This window comes from Bradyrhizobium sp. BR 1432 (assembly GCF_051547705.1).
Taxonomy (GTDB): Bacteria; Pseudomonadota; Alphaproteobacteria; order Rhizobiales; family Xanthobacteraceae; genus Bradyrhizobium; species Bradyrhizobium zhanjiangense.
On record NZ_JBPUGF010000003.1, the window covers coordinates 2,762,949 to 2,779,979 of the forward strand.

Here is a 17,031-nt window from a genome sequence, read left to right on the forward strand (position 1 = left end):
GTTGCGCTTGTCCGGGACGACGGCTGAATGTGGAGCGCGCCCTCGTGCTCCCTCCCCGATCTCTCAAAACCGCGGTGCCCGTTTCTCGGCGAACGCCTTGATGCCTTCCTTGATCTCGTCGCCACGCATGCTGTCGCGGTGGCGCTGGTCGGCGGCGGCTTCGTCGAGCTCGCCGCGGGCGAACTCGTTGATGGCACGCTTCATGCCGCGCATCGCCTGCGGCGCGTTGCCGGCGAGGACGCCAGCGAGCTTGTCGACCTCCTCGTCCAAAAATTCCACCGGCACCATGGCAGTGAGATAGCCGATGCGCAGCATCTCCGGCGCGCTGATCCTCGAGGCGGTGAGGAACAGTTTTTTCGCATTGTCGACGCCGAGCCGGGTCACGTAGCGTTTGATGCCGCTCGGGTAATAGTGCAGCCCGAGCCGTGCCGCCGGCATGAACATCTCGGCGGTGTCGACGCCGATACGGAAATCGCAGGCCAGCGCGAGGTCGGTCGAGCCGCCATAGACGCCGCCGTTGACCCGGCAGATCGTCGGCACGCCCAAATCCTCGAGACGGTTGACGACCACCTCGAACGCCGAGCCCGCGCTCTGCCGCTCGCTCGCGCTCACCGCGCGCTCCGCCACCGAATTGAGATCGTAGCCGGCGGAAAAGGCGCGCCCGGTGCCGGTCAGCACCAGCACGCGAATGGCCGGATCGCTCTCGATCCGGTCGAACAACTTGACCAGGTCGCTGAGATCCTCCGCCTGGAGCCGGTTGAGATGTTTTGGCCTATTGAGGCGGATGGTGGCGCGTGCGCCGGTGATGTCGAGTACGGGGCTGGTCGCGTCGGCTGTGTCCGACATTCTTGTCTCCATTTAATTGTTCTCGAGCGCGCGCCGTTTTGCTTCGGCGTCGATGGTCTCGGCAAGATCGGGATGCCGCGCCATCAGCACGCGGAAATCGACGAGGTCGAGCACCAAGAGCCGCGACACTTTCGTGGTCGAGACGTTGGCACCGCGCTTGTTGTTGCCGAGCAGCGCCATCTCGCCGAAAAAGGCGCCTTCACCGAGCTGCACCTTCTTGCCGGGCAGGTCGACCTCGACCTCGCCGGCGGCGATGAAATACATGCAGTCGCCCTGCGTCCCCTTGCGGATGACCAACGTGCGCGCCGGCAGCTCCATGGTCCGCAGCATATGGGTGACGTCGGCGATGGCCGCAGGCCCAAGCGCAGCGAAGAACGGCACCTTGCTGACGGATTCCCAGGTCTTGAGGAAATTGTCGCGACGGGTCTCCGCGGCAAAGCCGGTCGCCAGAATACCGGTCCACAGCCCGAACACGCCGAGGCCGGAGATCATCACCAGCGCCGCCACCATGCGTCCGAGCGGCGTGACCGGCACGACGTCGCCATAGCCCGTCGTCGTCAAGGTCACCACCGCCCACCACAACGCGGCCGGCACGCTGCCAAACGTCTGCGGCTGCACGTCCCGCTCCAGGAAATATTCGGCGACCGAGGCGAGAAAGATCACCATCAGGAAGATCACGAGCACGCTGACCAGCGGCCCGGATTCCAGCATGAGCACGCGGCGGAGCTGCCGCAAGCCCGGAATGCCCGGCACCACCTTCAGCACCCAGAGCACGCTGAGCAGCCACGCCGTCTTCGGCTCGACGCCGAGAACCAGCGCGAGCGGCACGGCCAGCGCGCCGATCGCGTCAACGATGCCGGCGGAGGAGGACATATAGAGCGAAAGCCGCCCTTGGCGCGCCATGTGGCGCAGCCGGACCAGCCATTCGAACACGAAATAGGCGAGGCAGACCCATAGCAGGCCGTTAACCCAGCCGCGCGCCTCATTGGCCCGGTTGTCTGTCAGCAGCACCATGCTGAGCACGCCGACGCCGACGGCCACATAGGCCGTCTTGGTCATGTTGCGGCCGGCCGTGGCGGCCGCGAACTGGGCCAGAGCGGAAATCAACGGCTTGGACATGCGGGAAGGCGGCTCGGTTCTGGCTCGTGTGGTCCCGGTTGGGACTTCAGGGCCAAAGTGCCCGCCCGGGCCGAGGCCGTCAACGACAGGCGCGGGCCGCAGCGTCGTCGAACAGGGGAGGGCGGTGAGGCGGCCGGCTGAGGCTACCTGAAATGCGGTGGCTCGTCGTAGCCGCGGCGGCTGCTGAAAAACAGCAGAACCATCAGGCCAACGCCGACGACGAGGGAAATCCCGCCCCCAGCGCGAGGGCCCAATAACCTTCCGCCGGGATCGGATCGCCTTCGACCGCCATGGCGGAATAGGCGAAATAGCCAACCGCCGCCAGCATTCCCAGCAGGAAGATGACGAGGAGTGTACGCATGGCGCGTTCTCCAGCTGCAATCCGTGAGCCAACGGCTGTAGGTGGGGACGGTTCCTGGGTTCCGACTGTCCATCCACCGCCAAGACGTCCGGCAGCCCCGACCTGAGGACATCAAAACTGTCGGATCAGGCGCTCTGGGCGGTCTTGACCACCACGACGTTGCTGTCGTCCTGCAGGGGCGAGCCGGCATCGCGGGCGGCCTTTTCACTCTCGCTGGCATGACGTTTCAGATAGTCGCGGCGCATGCTGATCTCGTCGCGGACGAACTCGTAGCCGAGCTTGAAGGTATCGAGCCCGTCGGTGCTGATCGTACCGTCTCTGAGTCCAATGACGGCCCCGCGCAAGATGCCTTCCAGCTCGTCCTGGAGACATTCGAGCTGATCCAGCGAGTGGGCGTGCTCGATCCGCTCGCCGATGTCGAGGATGGCGGTGGAAAGCTCGCTGGCCTTTTCCGGCGCGATCCTCGTGATCTTGGCGTAGATCGCAGCGAAGATCGACCCGATGACGCTGAGCGCGGCGGCGCCCAGATACATCACGTCGCTGTACTTATCCATGAACGACTTGGTGTCGTCGTTGATGTAATCGGCGGCGCCCCGATGCGCCATCACGAAGGCATCCTTCTCGACGGAGGCCGGCTCTATCCTGGTGGCAAAGCCGTTGTCGAGCCCGAGCGCGGATTTGTTCTCGTAGACGATGCGCGCGAGCTCGCCTGCGGTGGTTGGGGACATCCTGGATTGTGCGACCAGGAGCCATTCGAGCCCGATCGTGTCGAGATCGTCGTCGGGAATTTGCGGGTACGTCGACAACGTGCCTGCTGTCAGCGTCTCGTCGGAAATGCCCGGGAGTTTGCGCGCCAGCGTCTTGGCGTCGTCGATCGCGTTGAGCGTGAAGCCGCCGCGCTTGGCAACCTGTTCATAGGATTTGTCCCGCACTGCCCTGGAGGCGTGGACGATGGCGATCACCGCGCTGAAGCCGCTCGCCGGCGCAAACAGCTTGTCGAGTGTTGCGCCCTGCGGTGCCATCTGGATCTTGGCGGCATCGGGACCGTCGGGGACGTCGAGAATACTGCGGACGAACGTGAGCGAAGATTCGTTCTCGGCGACGACCGCGACCTTCTTCTTCTTCAGCTCGGCGAGCGACTTGATCTTCTTGTTGCCGGGACCGAGCAGGAGCACGAGATCGTGCTCGAGGATCGCAAGCGTGCGCGCCCGCAGCGGCACTTTGGCGTCCGTGCGCAGCACGGCGAGGTCGGCCTGCTTGCGGTCGAACTGTGCGATCGCCTTGGCGTTGTCCGCGTTGTTGACGATCTTGATCCGGAAACGCGAGGCGTTGTTCTTCAGGAGAGCGGCGAGCTTGGCCGCGAACAGCGCCTCGTCGCTGTTAGGGCCGCCGACGGCAAAGGTCAGCGTTTCCGAATTGTGCACCAGCGTGCGCCCGGCCCAGACGGTGGCGAGCGACAGCAGAAGGGTCAGCACGACGTAGAGGAAGACCTGCTGCTGGTTGGTCTTGATCACCTTGGGGCGTCGGGGCGGCGGCTCGGGTAGTGATGCGGTGGGGCCTTCAGTACTCATGGCAGCACTCTGGCCTTAATCTTTGGCTGGCGGCGCATGGCATGGGAAGCGCAGCGAACGCCCTGCAATTCGTAAACGCCTGAAAAAAGAACGATATTCTCTGCCGCCGATGATAGCGCGAAGGTCACGGAATGCAAATTTCGAGCCGAAGGTAACCTTACTCGACGCCGCCGCGGCGATTGGTCATCCTATCACCAGTTAGCCACAGTTGGCGATTTTCCGGTTCCCCCGGCTGCATTCCGCCGCGGGAAATGTCATAAATCAGAGGTCCCGGCGATTTGACCGGTCCAAGAAGAAGTTGCGCTGAACGCTCCAATTTTTCTTGTCACCTCAATGAGGGCGTCGGCTTGTCGTTTCCACCCATGTCTTCGGCGGTTCCGGTTGAAGCGCTCATTGGCTGGATGCTGCTGCTCACCTTCAAGCACATCATCGCCGATTTCGTCCTCCAGACCGCCTGGATGGCGCATGGCAAGGACCAGAAGCACGGCTGGGCCCTGCCGCTTCTGGTGCACTGCCTCGTTCACCTTGCGGTTGCGCTGCCGCTGATCCTGATCGTGGCGCCGAAATTCTGGTTCGTGGCGTTCATCGACTTCGCGATCCACATCACGATCGACCGCGCCAAAGGGTTCATCTCGGCCAATTTCGGTGTCGACCTGGCGCATCCCTGGTTCTGGACCCTGATCGGCGTCGACCAGGCGCTGCATCACCTTACCGGCTTCGGCCTCTCCATCTTCATGGCGGCGAACTGAGCCTAGCCACGTTTGGCCGGCTGCTCGGCCTTGCATGGTTCGAGACGCGCCGTGCGGCGGCGCTCCTCACCATGAGGGTCGGGGATCTCGCCGCGGGACAAGACCTCATCCTGAGGACCCGCCAAAGGCGGGCGTCTCGAGGAGGGCCACCGGAAACCTTCTTTCCTCTGCCTCCGATTCTCGGCCAGAGCGCAAGCACCCCGGGTCACTACCGGGCAGCGTGGTTAACCTTTCGTTAGAGAATTGCGCTGCATCTTCCCCACACGAGGGAGAACTGCAATGTTTTCAAGCCGCGATTCCTTTGAAAGCGATTTCTGTCCGGTTCGCGACGAGCTCCTTGGCGAGATGTATCGCGCCAGCGCGAGTGGCCTGCCGAGGCTGGTTGAGAGTGTTTCCCCTGACGCGCGCGCTCGCCTGGCGCTGTTCTGCTATCGCCGCAGCCATCTGCATTCGCTGGCGGTCGCGATCGCCGCCAGCTGCAGCGAGCGCGACCTGATCGACAACGGTGGCCGCGTCGGTTCGACGCTCTACGCGCTGTCGCGCGAAGGCGCCGCGAAATCCTCGCCGTCGCTGTCGGGCGGGCGCAAGCCGATCACGCTGTCGACCAAGCCGCTGTCGGTGCTGGCACCGCTCGAGGACGAACTCGACGACGAGATCAGCGAAGCCGTTCCGGCCTAAGCGGCCTCTATCACCGCAAGCCCGAACTTCCGCCGCGCCATCGCGCATTCGGCGTCACCGGGCATGCAGGTGCGGCACACCTCCGGCCGCGCGGCATAGATGCCGCACGCCGTCGCCTTGCCGATCTCTCCCTTTAACGCCGAGCAGCGATCGCCCTCGCAGCGCATGCCGGATTGACGCGCGTTGACCAGCGCCTCCGGGATCGCTGCAAGCTCGTCGTCGCTCTCGATCGAGAAGCGCGGCCAGTTCGCCGAATAGCCGCAGCAGGCACCGCAACTCTGGCAACAGCTCGACAGATCGAGCGGCGAGGTCTGTTCCATCGTCGTCATGTGTCCTTTGGCGGACCCCAGACCAGGCTCTGCCGCCATCTTGCGCGCAGCACGTCGCGCCGCTCCGGATATTTTTCGTCGAGATAGGTTGCCTCGACCACGCGGTCAGTGCGGAAGCTGCGGAAGTCGCTGCGCAGCTCGCACCAGGCCGCGAGCAGGCGCACGGCTTCGAGATAGCCGACCGAGATCGGCCAGATCATGCGTTCGCTGGCGCGGCCCTGCTCATCGCGATAGCGCAGCATGATCTTCTTGCCTTCGTGGATCTGGGTGCGCGTGCGCGCCATGTCCAGGCGGTCCGGCTCCCTGTTCCAGCTCGGCCGCGCGCGGCTCGCCGGCTCCAGCACGAAGGGACGCAGGCGCTCGGGGACGGTGTCGGCGATCTTGGCCATCAAGTCCTCGGCGGCGCGTGCCAGCGCGGAATCGGCGTGGCCCGCGACCCATTGCGCGCCTAGCACCGCCGCCTCGATCTCGTCGGGCGTCAGCATCAGCGGCGGCAGGTCGAAACCCTTCTCCAGGATGTAACCCATGCCGGCTTCGCCGCGGATCGGCACGCGCTGGCCGATCAGCGTTGCGATGTCGCGATAGATGGTGCGCTTCGACGTCTCGAGCTCGGCCGCGATCGCGTCCGCCGTCAGCGGTTTACGCGTGCGCCTCAGCACCTGGATGATCTGAAACAGCCTGTCGGCGCGTCTCATGACGGGTCTCTTGTTCGTGGTCTTTTCAAAAGGCGACGCGCGGCTGCTGACAGGATGTTGGCAGCCAGGGGAGTTCTATACCGGGACAACACGTCGACTGAAGAGGATTTGTCCATGATCGTTCCAACCCATTTCGGCCCTGCCGGCCCGCTGTGGCGCGCCCAGATGTGGCAGGCCCGGGCGTTTAGCCGCCTCGTTTCGCTCGATCTCATGGTCGTCGATCTCCGATTTGCGTTCGCAAGCGTGGTGGCACGCTTGCTGATCCAGGCTGCGGACGCGCTCGCCCGCCACATCATGAGCCGCGCCTGGCAGGGCGCCCGCTTCGCAGAAGATATCACGGCTGCTGCCACCATGGTGGCAGCAGCCGGCAGGTAGGTTCCGTCCACGTTCGGCAGGTTCAGGAGAGGTTTCATGATCACGCTTTACGGCTTTGGTACCGGCTTCGGCCTGCCGGAAATCAGCCCCTTCGTCACCAAGACGGAGGTGCAGCTCAAAATGGCGGGGCTGCCCTACCGGAAGGAGCGCGCGATGCCGCCAGCTTCGCCCAAGGGGCAGCTGCCCTTCATCGACGACGGCGGCGAGGCAGTGGCCGATTCCACCTTCATTCGCGCCCATATCGAGCGGCGCTACGGCTTCGATTTCGACGCCGGGCTGTCGTTGCAGGAACGTGCGCAGGCCTGGGCGTTCGAGCGCATGATCGAGCATCACGTCTATTGGGCGTTGGTCGGAGCGCGCTGGGTCGATCCGGTCAATTTCGCCAAGGGCCCGTCGCATTTCTTCGACGGCGCACCCGAGCACAACCGCGAGAAGCTGCGCGAGGACGCGCAATTCCGCGTCGCCGAGAATTATCTGCTCTCCGGTCTCGGCCGCCACGCGCCCGACGACGATGTCGATCTCGCCGTGCGCTCGCTGTTCGCGCTCTCGGTGCAGCTCGGCGACAAGTCGTATCTGATGGGCAACAAGCCCTGCGGCGTCGATGCCACCGCCTTCGGCGCACTCGCGGGGATCCTGACGCCGTTCTTCGAATCGGCCTTGCGCCAGCGCGCCGAGGGATTTCCGAACCTCACCGCCTATGTCGACCGCATGATGGATACATATTATCCGGAGTTCGCCTGGACCCCGTTGCGACAGGCGGCTTGAGGCCCGCGGTGTATCTGCCCGATCGCTGTAACCTCTCCCGCTTGCGGGAGAGGTCGGCGCGCAGCGCCGGGTGAGGGTTCTCTCCGCTGGGGGACTTTCCGTAGGCCTCAGATAGTCATTATGCGGAGGCAACCCTCACCCCAACCCTCTCCCGCAAGCGGGAGAGGGGGCGCACCAACGCCCGTAGCCGCAGCTCGTGTCTAACCGCAAAACAAAAGAGCCGGCCCATCGGGCCGGCTCTTCTCGTTGCGAACTATCGCTGCGCCTACTTCACCAGCGAGTACTTGCCGTTCTTCACCGTGAGCAGGATGCGCGAGCGGTCGTCGAGGCCGTAGCGGTCCTTTTCGGTGAAGTTGTAGACGCCCTGGCTTGCCGCCAATTCCTTCTCAGACAGCAGGGCCTGGCGGATCGCTTCGCGGAATTCCGGCGTGCCGGGCTTGGCCTTCTTCAATGCCGCCGGAATGATGCGCTTGAGGAGCTCGAACGCATCGTAGGAATGGCCGGCGAACTGGCTGCGGCTGTTCGGACCGTACTTGGCTTCATAGGCCGAGTTGAGTGCGAGGCCCGGCTTCTTGGTCAGCGCGGTGTCCGGCTGATCCTCGGGGTCCATCACCGGGCCCGAGGCCATCAGCACGCCCTCGGCCGCTTTGCCGGCGATGCGGATGAAGTCCATGCTGGCCGCGCCATGGGTCTGGTAAATCAGGCCTTGATAGCCGCGCTCGCGCAACTCGGTCTGCGGCAGCGCGGCCGCGGTGCCGGAGGCGCCGATCAGGATCGCGTCGGGATTGGCGGCGACGAGCTTGAGCACCTGTCCGGTCACCGAGGTATCGGGACGGGCGAAGCGCTCCTCGTCGACGATGGTCATGCCCATCGGCACGGCCTGCGCCTTGAGGTCGTTGAACCAGAGGTCGCCATAGGAGTCGGAATAGCCGATATAGCCGAGGGTCTTCACGCCCTTGGCCTTCATGTGATCGTACAGCACCTTGCCCACGATCGGGATCGGCTGCGGCATCGCCACCGACCACTTCATGCGCTCCGGCGTGATCGGAAACGGCGCGAGGCCGAAATGCGGAATGCCGGCCTCGTTGGCGACGTTGGAGACCGCGATGGTCGGCGGCGTCAGCGCCGAGCCCATGATGATGTCGGCCTTGGATTCGGTCACGAAGCGGCGGGCGTTGGTGGTCGCGGTGGTGGGATCGCCGCCGTCGTCGAGCACGATCACCTTCAGCGGTACACCGCCGATCTCCTTCGGCACGAATTCCAGCGCGTTGCGCTCGGGAATGCCGAGCGCTGCGCCCGGGCCGGTCGTGGTGGTGGTGATGCCGATGGTGATTTCGTTGGTCTGGGCCAGCGCGGGCAGGGCCGGCAGCGCCAGCGCGGCCGCGGTGATGGCGGCGGTCAGGTAAAAGCGTTTCATCTATTCCTCCCTGTACGTCTTTCTTTGAAAGCAGAAATCGGGGGGTAATTCAGCCCCCCTCTTTTGGTGATGCGGCGATTTAGCTCCGGCTCTAACTCCCCGTGAACTTGGCAACCATTTCCGCCGGGAACGGTGCCGATTTCAGCTTGTCGGGGTTAACGGGATCGCGGCCGACCAGGACGCGGGTCTCGAATCCTTCGATCGCCAGCGCGTCACCCTTGTAGACGTTGTGCTTCACCTCGAAGCTCGAGCGCTTGATGCTCTCAATCTTCGTTTCGATGGTGATCCAGTCGCCATAGGTCGAGGGGATGTAGAACTTGGCCCGCGTGTCGACCATGGGAATGCCCACCAGACCGTATTTGCGGACCAAATCCTGCTTGGAGAATCCGGCGACCTCGAACAGGGTCGACGTCGAATCGTCGAACATCGCGAAATAGCGCGGGTAGTAGACGATGTTGGCGGGGTCGCAATCACCCCATTGGATCTGGACGTCGCGCCGGTTCACGAACATGCGTCGCGCGCCTTACTTCGGTGCCATGCGCAGCGAGCCGTCGAGGCGCACCACTTCGCCGTTCAGATACGCATTCTCGACCATGTGCAGCGCAAGCGCGGCGAACTCGTCGGCATTGCCGAGCCGGCGCGGGAAGGGAATCGCGGCGGCGAGCGAGTCCTGCGCTTCCTGCGGCAGGTTGGCGAGCAGCGGTGTCAGGAACAGGCCCGGCGCGATCGTCAGCACGCGGACGCCGAATTGCGCGAGCTCGCGCGCTATCGGCAGCGTCATGCCGACGATGCCGCCCTTGGAGGCCGAATAGGCGGACTGGCCGATCTGGCCGTCATAGGCGGCAACGGAGGCGGTGTTGATGATGACGCCGCGCTCGCCGGTCGCCTGCGGCTCCAGCTTGGACATCTCGGCGGCGGCAAGGCGCAGCATGTTGAAGGTGCCGATCAGATTGACCTTGATCACCTTGTCGAAATCGGCGAGCGCCATCGGGCCGTCGCGGCCGACGACGCGTTTTGCAACGCCGATGCCGGCGCAATTGACCAGCACGCGCGCCGGGCCGTGGGCCTTGCTCGCCTGCGCGATCGCGGCTTCAGCGGAGGCGGCATCGGAGACGTCGCAGGTCACGGCGACGCCCTTGATCTCGGCGGCAACGGTTTCAGCAAGCTTGGCATTGAGATCGCACACCGCGACCTTGGCGCCCTGCGCCGCCAGTTTTCGCGCGGTCGCAGCGCCCAGCCCCGATGCGCCGCCGGTGACGATGACTGCCTGATCCTTCAACAACATGGCGTTCTCCTTTGGCGATGATTTCTTACGCGACCGATATCACACGGTCCGACGGATTGGCAGCGTAGAGCTCCTCGATCAGGAGGTTGCGATGTTCCAGCACCGCGCGCTGGTTGATCGAGCCCTTGTCGGTGACCTCGCCCTTGTCGATCGACAGCGGCGTGTCCATCAGGATCGCGCGCGTGATCCGCGTCGAGGAGCCGGTAGCTGAGCTGAGGAAACCGGTCAGGCGTTCGCGGAATGCTTCGCGCACGAGCCGGTCGCGCGTCGCGACGACGAGATCGTCGGCCGGCAGCGTCGGGTTGATCAGGCGGCAACCGTCGAGGTCGAGCACCACGAGTGCGGAGACCTCGTCACGGTTGATGCCGGCGATGACGACGTCGCGCACCAGTGGGGCGCAGGCAGCAGTGAGACGCGCGCGCAAGGGGCCGACGCTGACCCAGGTGCCGCTCGCGAGCTTGAAATCCTCGCTGACGCGCCCGTCGAAATCAAAGCCGGCATTGAGATCGTCGGGATCGGCGGGCTTGAGCGCGTCGCCCATCTTGTAAAAGCCTTCCTCGTCGAAGGACTTTGCGCTGATGTCGGGCTGGCGCCAGTAGCCGGGCATCACGTTCGGCCCCTTGGCGCGGACCTCGAGCTTGCCGTTGTTCGGCACCAGCTTGGCCTCGTTGCCTGACACCGGCAGTCCGACATGGCCGGAGCGGCTGGTGCGCGGATTGACTGACATGAAGAACGGCGCGGTCTCGGTCGCGCCGAGGCCGGTCAGCATCGGTACGCGATAGCCCTTCTCCTTCACCGCGAGCTCGTCGAGACTGTCCCAGACGAACGGCGACAGCGCTGCGCCCGAGAAGAACATCGCATGCAGCCGATCGAAGAACTTTGCGCGCAGGCCCTGGTCCTCGCGCAAATACGGCAGCAGCGACTCATAGCCCTTGGGGACGTTGAAATCGACCGTCGGCGAAATCTCCTGGAGATTGCGCACCGTCTCCTCGATGCCGCCAGGCACCGGCTTGCCGGCGTCCAGATACATCGAGCCGCCGTTGTAGAGCGTCAGCCCGATATTGTGGTTGCCGCCAAAAGTGTGATTCCACGGCAACCAGTCGATGATGACCGGCGGCTCGTCCTTGAGGAAGGCGAGCGTCTCGCGCAGCATCACTTGGTTGGCGCAGATCATGCGCTGGGTGTTGATGACGGCCTTGGGATTGCCGGTCGAGCCCGATGTCAGCAGGAATTTTGCGATCGTGTCGGGGCCGATCCTGCCGTGGACGTCGTCGAGATCGCCGCGGATCGGCGTTGCCATGAGATCGGCGAGCAGCGTGACGTCGCGGCCCGGCACCTTGCCAAAAGACGCGGCGATCTCGGTGCCGAGCGAAACGTTTGCGGCGAGCGCGTCCGCGAACTTGTCGGCGTCTTCGGCGAAGACGAGGCCGGGCGTCAGCAGCTTCATCAGATAGGAGAGCTTGCCGTAATCCTTCGACACCAGCGAGTAGGCCGGCGACACCGGGCAGAACGGAATGCCGGCATAGAACGCGCCGAACGCGAGCAGGGCGTGATCGATCGAATTGCCGGAGAGGATGACGACCGGCCGCTCCGCCGACAGGCCGCGCGCGATCAGGCTTGATGCGATGTGCCGGCTCGCGGTGAGCTGCTCGGCATAGGTGATCTTGCGCCAGCCGCGGCCGCCGTCGCGCTCGGCCATGAAGACGCGATCCGGCGTCGTGTTCGCCCAATGATGCAGGCGGTCGGTGATGCGGACGGGATAGTCGCCGAGAGGCTGCTTGGGCCTGAGGTAAATCGTGCCGTCGTCGCGGCGTTCGATGTTGACCACGGGATCGCCGAACGAGATGGGCCGCAGCGGAAAAGTGCTCGCGCCGCGCTCCATGCTGGAAGAGGACGGCTGCGCGCTCATGACTTCGGCTTCACCTTTGCGGTCTTGTGTTCGAGGAATTCGCGGATCCTGCGCTTTGCCTCTTTATCGCTCTGCGCGACGGTCGCCATCAGTGATTCCATGAGCAGGCCGGTCTGCGGATTGGCCTCCGCGATCATCGGCAACGCCTGGAGCACGGCAAAGTTCGTCAGCGGTGCGTTGGCGGCGACCTTGGTCGCGAGCTCCAGCGCCTTGCCGAGCCCGTTGCCAGCCTCCGTCACATATTGCGCGAAGCCGTAGGAGGCGCCTTCGGTCGCGCTATAGACCCGGCCGGTCAGCATCATGTCCATCATCCGGGCGACGCCGATCAGCCGCGGCAGCCGCACCGAGCCGCCGCCGCCGACGAAAATGCCGCGCTGTCCCTCCGGCAGGGCGAAATAGGTCGAGGGCTCGGCGACGCGGATATGCGCGGCGCAGGCGAGCTCGAGGCCACCGCCGATCACGGCGCCTCTGAGCGCGGCGATCACGGGTACACGGCTATACTGGATGCGGTCGAACACCCGGTGCCACATCTGGGAATGGAGCAGGCCGCCGGTCGCATCATGCTCGGTCAGCTCGGACAGGTCGAGGCCGCTGGAGAAATGGTCGCCGATTCCATGGATGACGACCGCGCCGATATCCTCGGGCAGGTTCGCAAAACACTCGCCGATTTCCAGGATGATGCCATCATTGAGCGCATTGCGCTTGGCCGGCCGGTTCAGACCCACGGTCAGAACCCGGTCCGCCCGCTCGATCCTCAAAAGCCCTGAGGCGCCCGCGTTAGCGGTCTCGGCGTTTCCCTGTGTCATTTGCGTCCTTGTCAGAATAGTTATGTTGTATAACGAATTTTGGCGGAGTCAAGGAGGGGGCGATATGAACTCCGGCGCTCATTGGGCCGGTTGGGACTGCTCCGGCGAGGGAGTCCGTTGTGATAGGTTGCCGCAGCCCTATCCTCGTCATTGCGAGGAGCTCTTGCGACGAAGCAATCCAGGCTGCCGCCGCGGAAAGATTCTGGATTGCTTCGCTGCGCTCGCAATGACGAGGTAGCGAGGATCACATCACCTGGTGCACATCGATCACCACGCGGTCTGCATGGCGCGCCGCTGAGCCGATGAAAATATGTTCCATCAGCCAGCGGTATTTTTGGTGCCCGGTCTCAAACCTCGGCACGGTGCGGAAATAGATCAGCTTCGGATCGACCGGCTCGCCGCGCTTGAGCTTTTGCAGCAGCTCCACCGGGCCGAAGCGCATGCCCTTGTTCTCGACATAGACGGTCGCGCCGTCGTCGGTCTCGAAGGCGTATCTGGCTTCGAGATCGATCAGCTCGTTGGGGCGGATGGTCTGGAAGTCGGCGCCGAACGGCAGCACCTTGCCTGTGATTGCGCCCGTCACCTCGCCGCCGATGATCGGAATGATGCGGCGCACGCCGATTCCGGTCTCGCCCGCAGTGACGACGTCGCCGATACGAGCGGTGATGGTGAAGGCGTATTTTGTGTCGAGGGTGGGAGTCATCGGTTACCTCTGAACTGACTATGACGAACGGCGCGTTTTACCCTCCCCTGGAGGGGGAGGGTCGGCTCGCAGCGCATGAGCGCTGCGAGACGGGGTGGGGTGATCTCTCCGCTCAGGCAGTATTCAATGCGGAGAGACCGTCACCCCACCCCGCTCGCGCTTTGCGCGATCGACCCTCCCCCTCCAGGGGAGGGTAAGTGACGATCTTCGATCAGCTAATGCGCCATCATGCGCGTCGGCAGCCAGGTCGCCAGCAGCGGGAAGGCGATCAGGATCACGAGGCGCACCAGATCCGTCGCCACGAACGGGATCACGCCCTTGAAGATGGTCGAGAACGAGACGTCCTTCACCACGCTTTTGATGACGAACACGTTCATGCCGACCGGCGGGTGGATCAGGCCGAGCTCGACGGTCATGACGATGATGACGCCGAACCAGATCGGGTCGAAGCCGAGATGCATGATCACGGGGAAGATGATCGGTACGGTCAGGATGATCATCGCCATGGCGTCCATCAGGCAGCCGAGCACGAGATACATCACCATGATCAGCGCCAGCACGCCGTAGGGACCGAGGCCGAGGCCCGTCAGGAACTCCGTCACCTTCTGCGGTGTCTGCGTCACCGTCAGGAAGTAGCCGAAGATCAGGGCGCCGATCAGCACGGTGAACACTGCGGCCGCGGTGCGCGTCGCCTGCAGCAGTGAGGCCAGCACCTTCTCGCGGTCGAGCCGGCCGGTCAGCACGCCGATGATGAAGGCGCCGGTGGCGCCGACGCCGCCGGCCTCAGTCGGCGTGAAGCGCGGCAGGAACGGCAGGCCGTAGAGGCCGCCGATGACGAACACGAACAGCAGCACCGGCGCCCAGATGTCCTTCAGACCAGCAAAGCGCTCGCGCCACGACAGCACCTTGCCCTTGGGCAGGAAGTCGGGCCGGAAATAACCGATCAGGCCGATCGTGATCATGTACATGGTCATCGCCAAGAGGCCCGGGATGATGCCGGCGATGAAGAGTTTTCCGATGTCCTGCTCGGTGATGATGCCGTAGACCGCGAGCACGGTGGAGGGCGGCAGCATCGCGCCCAGCGTGCCGCCTGCCGCGATCACGCCGGTGGCAAACGATTGCGGATAGCCGAAGCGGCGCATCTCGGGATAGGCGACGGCGGAGAAGGTGGCGGCGGTCGCGACCGAGGAGCCACAGATCGCGGCAAAGCCGCCGCAGGCACCGACGGTGGCGATGCCGAGCCCGCCGCGCAGGTGGCCGACAAAGCCGTTGGCGGCGCGGAACAGCTCGCGGCTCATGCCGGAATTGCTGACGAACGAGCCCATCAGCAGGAACATCGGAATGACGCCGAAGGTGTAGTCAGTGACCGTGCGCATCGAGGTCTGGCCGACCAGCTTCAGCGCCGGCGTCGCGCCGACCAGATAGGAGAAGCCGGACACGCCGACGAGGCCCATGGCCATGCCGACAGGCACGCGCAGCAGCATCAGCACAAACAGGGAAACGAAGCCGATTACGGCGACGGCATCGGTGCTCATGATTACTCCGTCGCCTTCAGCTTGGGGTCGTGCATCTCTTCGGGATGGAAGATCAGCCGGTAGGTGCGGATCGCGATCAGCAGCACGGCGGAGACGTCGCCGATCCAGGCGATCGCGAAGAACGGCCAGGTCGGCATATGCATGTCGAAGGTTTGGACGTTGTCATTGTAGGTGCCGCGCACCTTGTCGAACAGCGTCCAGGTCTGAACGGTCACGACGAACAGCAGCACCAGCGTTGCGAACACGTCGATCCAGCGCTGATAGCGCGGCCCGACATTGCCCCAGACGAGGTCGACCGTGATGTGGGTGCCGCGATAAGACGTCGCCGCGATGCCCCAGAAGATGAGGATGCCGAGCAGCATGCGGCCGATGTCAAAACTGTCGGGGATCGAATAGTTCAGCGTGTTACGCAGCAGCACCGACAGGAAAATGTCGAGCGCGACGAGGCCGACGAAGCCGGCCGCGATCCATTCGATCGTGTCGATAAAGCGGTCCATCCAGGCGCGCTTCATGGGTGTGTCCTATCGCGAGATGTCATTTTTTGATCCGGTCTCGCCGCGCACTCCGCCTCTCCCCGCGTGCGGGGAGAGGCCGGAATTCGCGCGTGAGCGCGGATTCCGGGTGAGGGGGCTCTCCGCGAGTTCATCTGTCACCATCTTTGCGGAAGCAGCCCCTCACCCCAACCCTCTCAGCGCGAGCGAAGCTCGTCGCGCCCCCGTAAGAACGGGGAGAGGGAGGAGAATGGCCGCAGCTTCGAGTTACTCCGCCAGCGCGTTGTACTTCTTCAGCGATGCCTTGAGATCCGCGAGCGCCGCATCCGGATCGGCGCCAGCCTTCTTGGCGCCGTCGCTCCAGGTCTTGACCAGCGGCTCGGCGGCCTTCTTCCAGGCCGCGGTCTGCTCGGCCGTCAGCTTGTAGACCTCGTGGCTCGATTCCGCCTTCACCTTGTCGATGCCGGCATCCTCGAACTTGCCCCAGTGCTCGCCGACCGCGCCGGCCATCTCGACCGTGCAATTCTTGTCGATCGCGGCCTTCTGCTTGTCGGACATTGCATTGTACTTGTCCTTGTTGATCACGAACACGAAGGTCGTGGTGTAGAGCGGCGCCTCCATGTCGTATTTGGTCACCTTGTCGATACCGAACAGCACCAGGGAGCCCCAGGGGAAGGTGACGCCGTCGGCGACTCCGCGCTCGATGATGTCGCGCACTTCGGGCGCGGAGGACTGCACGTTGGTGCCGCCGAGCGAGGTGACGAAATTCGCCATGGTGGCGTGAGCGGGACGGATCTTCAGGCCCTTCACGTCCTCGGGCACCACGATCTTCTTGGTACGTGAGTGGAAGGAGGAGGGCGAGTGGACGAAGGCGAGGCAGTACTTGATGTCCTTCATCTCCTTCTCGGCATATTTGCGGTACCAGGCATCCAGCCCCATCGAGCCGCCCTTGGCATCCGAGATCAGGAACGGCAATTCGCCGGCGCCGATGATCGGGAAGCGGCCGGGCTGGTAACCGGGATTGACATAGGTGACGTCGGCGATGCCGTCGCGCGCCATGTCGTAATGATCGAAGGCCTTGCCGAGCTGCTGGGCCGGAAACACCTTGCCCTTGATGGTGCCGCCGGAATCCTTCTCGACCGCGGCCGCCCAGTCTTCCAGCGATTTCTGCAGGGGATGCGAGGCCGGCACCCAGTGCGAGATCTTCAAATCGAAGGTCTTGTCCTGCGCGAACGCAGGCGTCACGCTTGCTGCCAGCAGCAACGCCAGACAGACTTTCCTCATCACGCGTCTCTCCCTGTTTTCGACGACCGGCTTCGATGGCCCGGTCTCGTTAATTAACATGTTATCTAATTGGCCGGCGTGTTCAAGCCGGAACTGGCGCGCCCCCTCTCGCG

The 17,031-nt window shown here is 64.2% G+C and carries 18 protein-coding genes and 1 pseudogene; 4 read left to right on the plus strand and 15 right to left on the minus strand.

The annotated features are described in order from the left end of the window. Positions 1-63 precede the first annotated feature (63 nt). The 4 genes and pseudogenes from ACSKB8_RS13160 to ACSKB8_RS13175 form a co-directional block, all read right to left on the minus strand. Positions 64-846 carry an enoyl-CoA hydratase/isomerase family protein gene (locus ACSKB8_RS13160; RefSeq protein WP_438104536.1) on the minus strand — a complete coding sequence of 261 codons (783 nt, stop codon included), beginning with the start codon at positions 844-846 and terminating at the stop codon, positions 64-66. Between the two features lie 12 nt (positions 847-858). Beyond that, complete coding sequence (locus tag ACSKB8_RS13165; protein WP_438104538.1) at positions 859-1,965, minus strand: cyclic nucleotide-gated ion channel; 1,107 nt, start codon at positions 1,963-1,965, stop codon at positions 859-861. Between the two features lie 143 nt (positions 1,966-2,108). Continuing rightward, positions 2,109-2,326, minus strand: a pseudogene (locus ACSKB8_RS13170) (hypothetical protein). Between the two features lie 125 nt (positions 2,327-2,451). After that, positions 2,452-3,897 (minus strand): TAXI family TRAP transporter solute-binding subunit, encoded by a 1,446-nt coding sequence (locus tag ACSKB8_RS13175; protein WP_438104539.1) that lies wholly within the window; start codon positions 3,895-3,897, stop codon positions 2,452-2,454. A gap of 401 nt (positions 3,898-4,298) precedes the next feature. Here ACSKB8_RS13175 and ACSKB8_RS13180 point away from each other — a divergent pair, with 401 nt between their 5' ends. Further along, positions 4,299-4,646, plus strand: a complete 348-nt coding sequence (locus tag ACSKB8_RS13180; RefSeq protein WP_176945729.1) for a DUF3307 domain-containing protein — start codon at positions 4,299-4,301, stop codon at positions 4,644-4,646. Between the two features lie 279 nt (positions 4,647-4,925). Further along, positions 4,926-5,324 (plus strand): hypothetical protein, encoded by a 399-nt coding sequence (locus tag ACSKB8_RS13185; RefSeq protein ID WP_176945723.1) that lies wholly within the window; start codon positions 4,926-4,928, stop codon positions 5,322-5,324. Here ACSKB8_RS13185 and ACSKB8_RS13190 read toward each other — a convergent pair. Then, positions 5,321-5,644: a YkgJ family cysteine cluster protein gene (locus tag ACSKB8_RS13190; protein WP_370987924.1), complete on the minus strand. Its 324-nt coding sequence runs from the start codon at positions 5,642-5,644 to the stop codon at positions 5,321-5,323. The genes ACSKB8_RS13185 and ACSKB8_RS13190 overlap by 4 nt on opposite strands. 5 nt (positions 5,645-5,649) lie before the next feature. Further along, positions 5,650-6,348, minus strand: a complete 699-nt coding sequence (locus ACSKB8_RS13195) for a helix-turn-helix transcriptional regulator (RefSeq protein WP_091890491.1) — start codon at positions 6,346-6,348, stop codon at positions 5,650-5,652. A gap of 114 nt (positions 6,349-6,462) precedes the next feature. On the opposite strand from ACSKB8_RS13195, the gene ACSKB8_RS13200 reads away from it, so the two are divergent. Both ACSKB8_RS13200 and ACSKB8_RS13205 read left to right on the plus strand, forming a co-directional pair. Then, positions 6,463-6,723, plus strand: coding sequence for a hypothetical protein (locus ACSKB8_RS13200; protein ID WP_438104541.1), 261 nt, complete (start codon positions 6,463-6,465; stop codon positions 6,721-6,723). Between the two features lie 36 nt (positions 6,724-6,759). Next, positions 6,760-7,488, plus strand: coding sequence for a glutathione S-transferase family protein (locus ACSKB8_RS13205; protein WP_438104543.1), 729 nt, complete (start codon positions 6,760-6,762; stop codon positions 7,486-7,488). A 265-nt stretch (positions 7,489-7,753) separates the two neighbouring features. Here the strand turns inward: ACSKB8_RS13205 and ACSKB8_RS13210 are convergent, their stop codons facing one another. From ACSKB8_RS13210 to ACSKB8_RS13250, 9 genes are all read right to left on the minus strand, one after another. Then, complete coding sequence (locus ACSKB8_RS13210) at positions 7,754-8,905, minus strand: ABC transporter substrate-binding protein (protein ID WP_438104545.1); 1,152 nt, start codon at positions 8,903-8,905, stop codon at positions 7,754-7,756. A 91-nt stretch (positions 8,906-8,996) separates the two neighbouring features. Then, positions 8,997-9,416 carry an acyl-CoA thioesterase gene (locus ACSKB8_RS13215; RefSeq protein WP_130220568.1) on the minus strand — a complete coding sequence of 140 codons (420 nt, stop codon included), beginning with the start codon at positions 9,414-9,416 and terminating at the stop codon, positions 8,997-8,999. 12 nt (positions 9,417-9,428) lie between these two features. After that, a complete protein-coding gene (locus ACSKB8_RS13220; RefSeq protein WP_438104547.1) occupies positions 9,429-10,190 on the minus strand; it encodes an SDR family NAD(P)-dependent oxidoreductase in 762 nt (253 codons plus the stop codon). Positions 10,191-10,215: 25 nt separating this feature from the next. Beyond that, positions 10,216-12,099 carry a feruloyl-CoA synthase gene (locus tag ACSKB8_RS13225; RefSeq protein ID WP_438104549.1) on the minus strand — a complete coding sequence of 628 codons (1,884 nt, stop codon included), beginning with the start codon at positions 12,097-12,099 and terminating at the stop codon, positions 10,216-10,218. Then, entirely contained in the window at positions 12,096-12,905 is an 810-nt protein-coding gene (locus ACSKB8_RS13230) for a crotonase/enoyl-CoA hydratase family protein (protein ID WP_438104551.1), read from the minus strand. The genes ACSKB8_RS13225 and ACSKB8_RS13230 overlap by 4 nt, the downstream gene beginning before the upstream one ends. 244 nt (positions 12,906-13,149) lie before the next feature. Next, positions 13,150-13,608, minus strand: coding sequence for a DUF3237 domain-containing protein (locus tag ACSKB8_RS13235; protein WP_438104552.1), 459 nt, complete (start codon positions 13,606-13,608; stop codon positions 13,150-13,152). Positions 13,609-13,823: 215 nt separating this feature from the next. Continuing rightward, complete coding sequence (locus ACSKB8_RS13240; protein ID WP_091890463.1) at positions 13,824-15,143, minus strand: TRAP transporter large permease; 1,320 nt, start codon at positions 15,141-15,143, stop codon at positions 13,824-13,826. 2 nt (positions 15,144-15,145) lie between these two features. Then, a complete protein-coding gene (locus tag ACSKB8_RS13245; RefSeq protein ID WP_128936689.1) occupies positions 15,146-15,655 on the minus strand; it encodes a TRAP transporter small permease in 510 nt (169 codons plus the stop codon). Positions 15,656-15,901: 246 nt separating this feature from the next. Beyond that, positions 15,902-16,918, minus strand: a complete 1,017-nt coding sequence (locus ACSKB8_RS13250) for a TRAP transporter substrate-binding protein (protein ID WP_438104554.1) — start codon at positions 16,916-16,918, stop codon at positions 15,902-15,904. Positions 16,919-17,031: the final 113 nt, after the last annotated feature.

Bases quoted from the DNA above. Each gene is read 5' to 3' on its own strand.
- ACSKB8_RS13225 (WP_438104549.1), bottom strand. From the start codon at position 12,099: ATGAGCGCGCAGCCGTCCTCTTCCAGCATGGAGCGCGGCGCGAGCACT.
- ACSKB8_RS13250 (WP_438104554.1), bottom strand. From the start codon at position 16,918: ATGAGGAAAGTCTGTCTGGCGTTGCTGCTGGCAGCAAGCGTGACGCCT.
- ACSKB8_RS13200 (WP_438104541.1), top strand. From the start codon at position 6,463: ATGATCGTTCCAACCCATTTCGGCCCTGCCGGCCCGCTGTGGCGCGCC.
- ACSKB8_RS13215 (WP_130220568.1), bottom strand. From the start codon at position 9,416: ATGTTCGTGAACCGGCGCGACGTCCAGATCCAATGGGGTGATTGCGAC.
- ACSKB8_RS13205 (WP_438104543.1), top strand. From the start codon at position 6,760: ATGATCACGCTTTACGGCTTTGGTACCGGCTTCGGCCTGCCGGAAATC.
- ACSKB8_RS13165 (WP_438104538.1), bottom strand. From the start codon at position 1,965: ATGTCCAAGCCGTTGATTTCCGCTCTGGCCCAGTTCGCGGCCGCCACG.
- ACSKB8_RS13230 (WP_438104551.1), bottom strand. From the start codon at position 12,905: ATGACACAGGGAAACGCCGAGACCGCTAACGCGGGCGCCTCAGGGCTT.
- ACSKB8_RS13235 (WP_438104552.1), bottom strand. From the start codon at position 13,608: ATGACTCCCACCCTCGACACAAAATACGCCTTCACCATCACCGCTCGT.
- ACSKB8_RS13210 (WP_438104545.1), bottom strand. From the start codon at position 8,905: ATGAAACGCTTTTACCTGACCGCCGCCATCACCGCGGCCGCGCTGGCG.
- ACSKB8_RS13220 (WP_438104547.1), bottom strand. From the start codon at position 10,190: ATGTTGTTGAAGGATCAGGCAGTCATCGTCACCGGCGGCGCATCGGGG.
- ACSKB8_RS13245 (WP_128936689.1), bottom strand. From the start codon at position 15,655: ATGAAGCGCGCCTGGATGGACCGCTTTATCGACACGATCGAATGGATC.
- ACSKB8_RS13175 (WP_438104539.1), bottom strand. From the start codon at position 3,897: ATGAGTACTGAAGGCCCCACCGCATCACTACCCGAGCCGCCGCCCCGA.
- ACSKB8_RS13190 (WP_370987924.1), bottom strand. From the start codon at position 5,644: ATGGAACAGACCTCGCCGCTCGATCTGTCGAGCTGTTGCCAGAGTTGC.
- ACSKB8_RS13185 (WP_176945723.1), top strand. From the start codon at position 4,926: ATGTTTTCAAGCCGCGATTCCTTTGAAAGCGATTTCTGTCCGGTTCGC.
- ACSKB8_RS13240 (WP_091890463.1), bottom strand. From the start codon at position 15,143: ATGAGCACCGATGCCGTCGCCGTAATCGGCTTCGTTTCCCTGTTTGTG.
- ACSKB8_RS13180 (WP_176945729.1), top strand. From the start codon at position 4,299: ATGCTGCTGCTCACCTTCAAGCACATCATCGCCGATTTCGTCCTCCAG.
- ACSKB8_RS13160 (WP_438104536.1), bottom strand. From the start codon at position 846: ATGTCGGACACAGCCGACGCGACCAGCCCCGTACTCGACATCACCGGC.
- ACSKB8_RS13195 (WP_091890491.1), bottom strand. From the start codon at position 6,348: ATGAGACGCGCCGACAGGCTGTTTCAGATCATCCAGGTGCTGAGGCGC.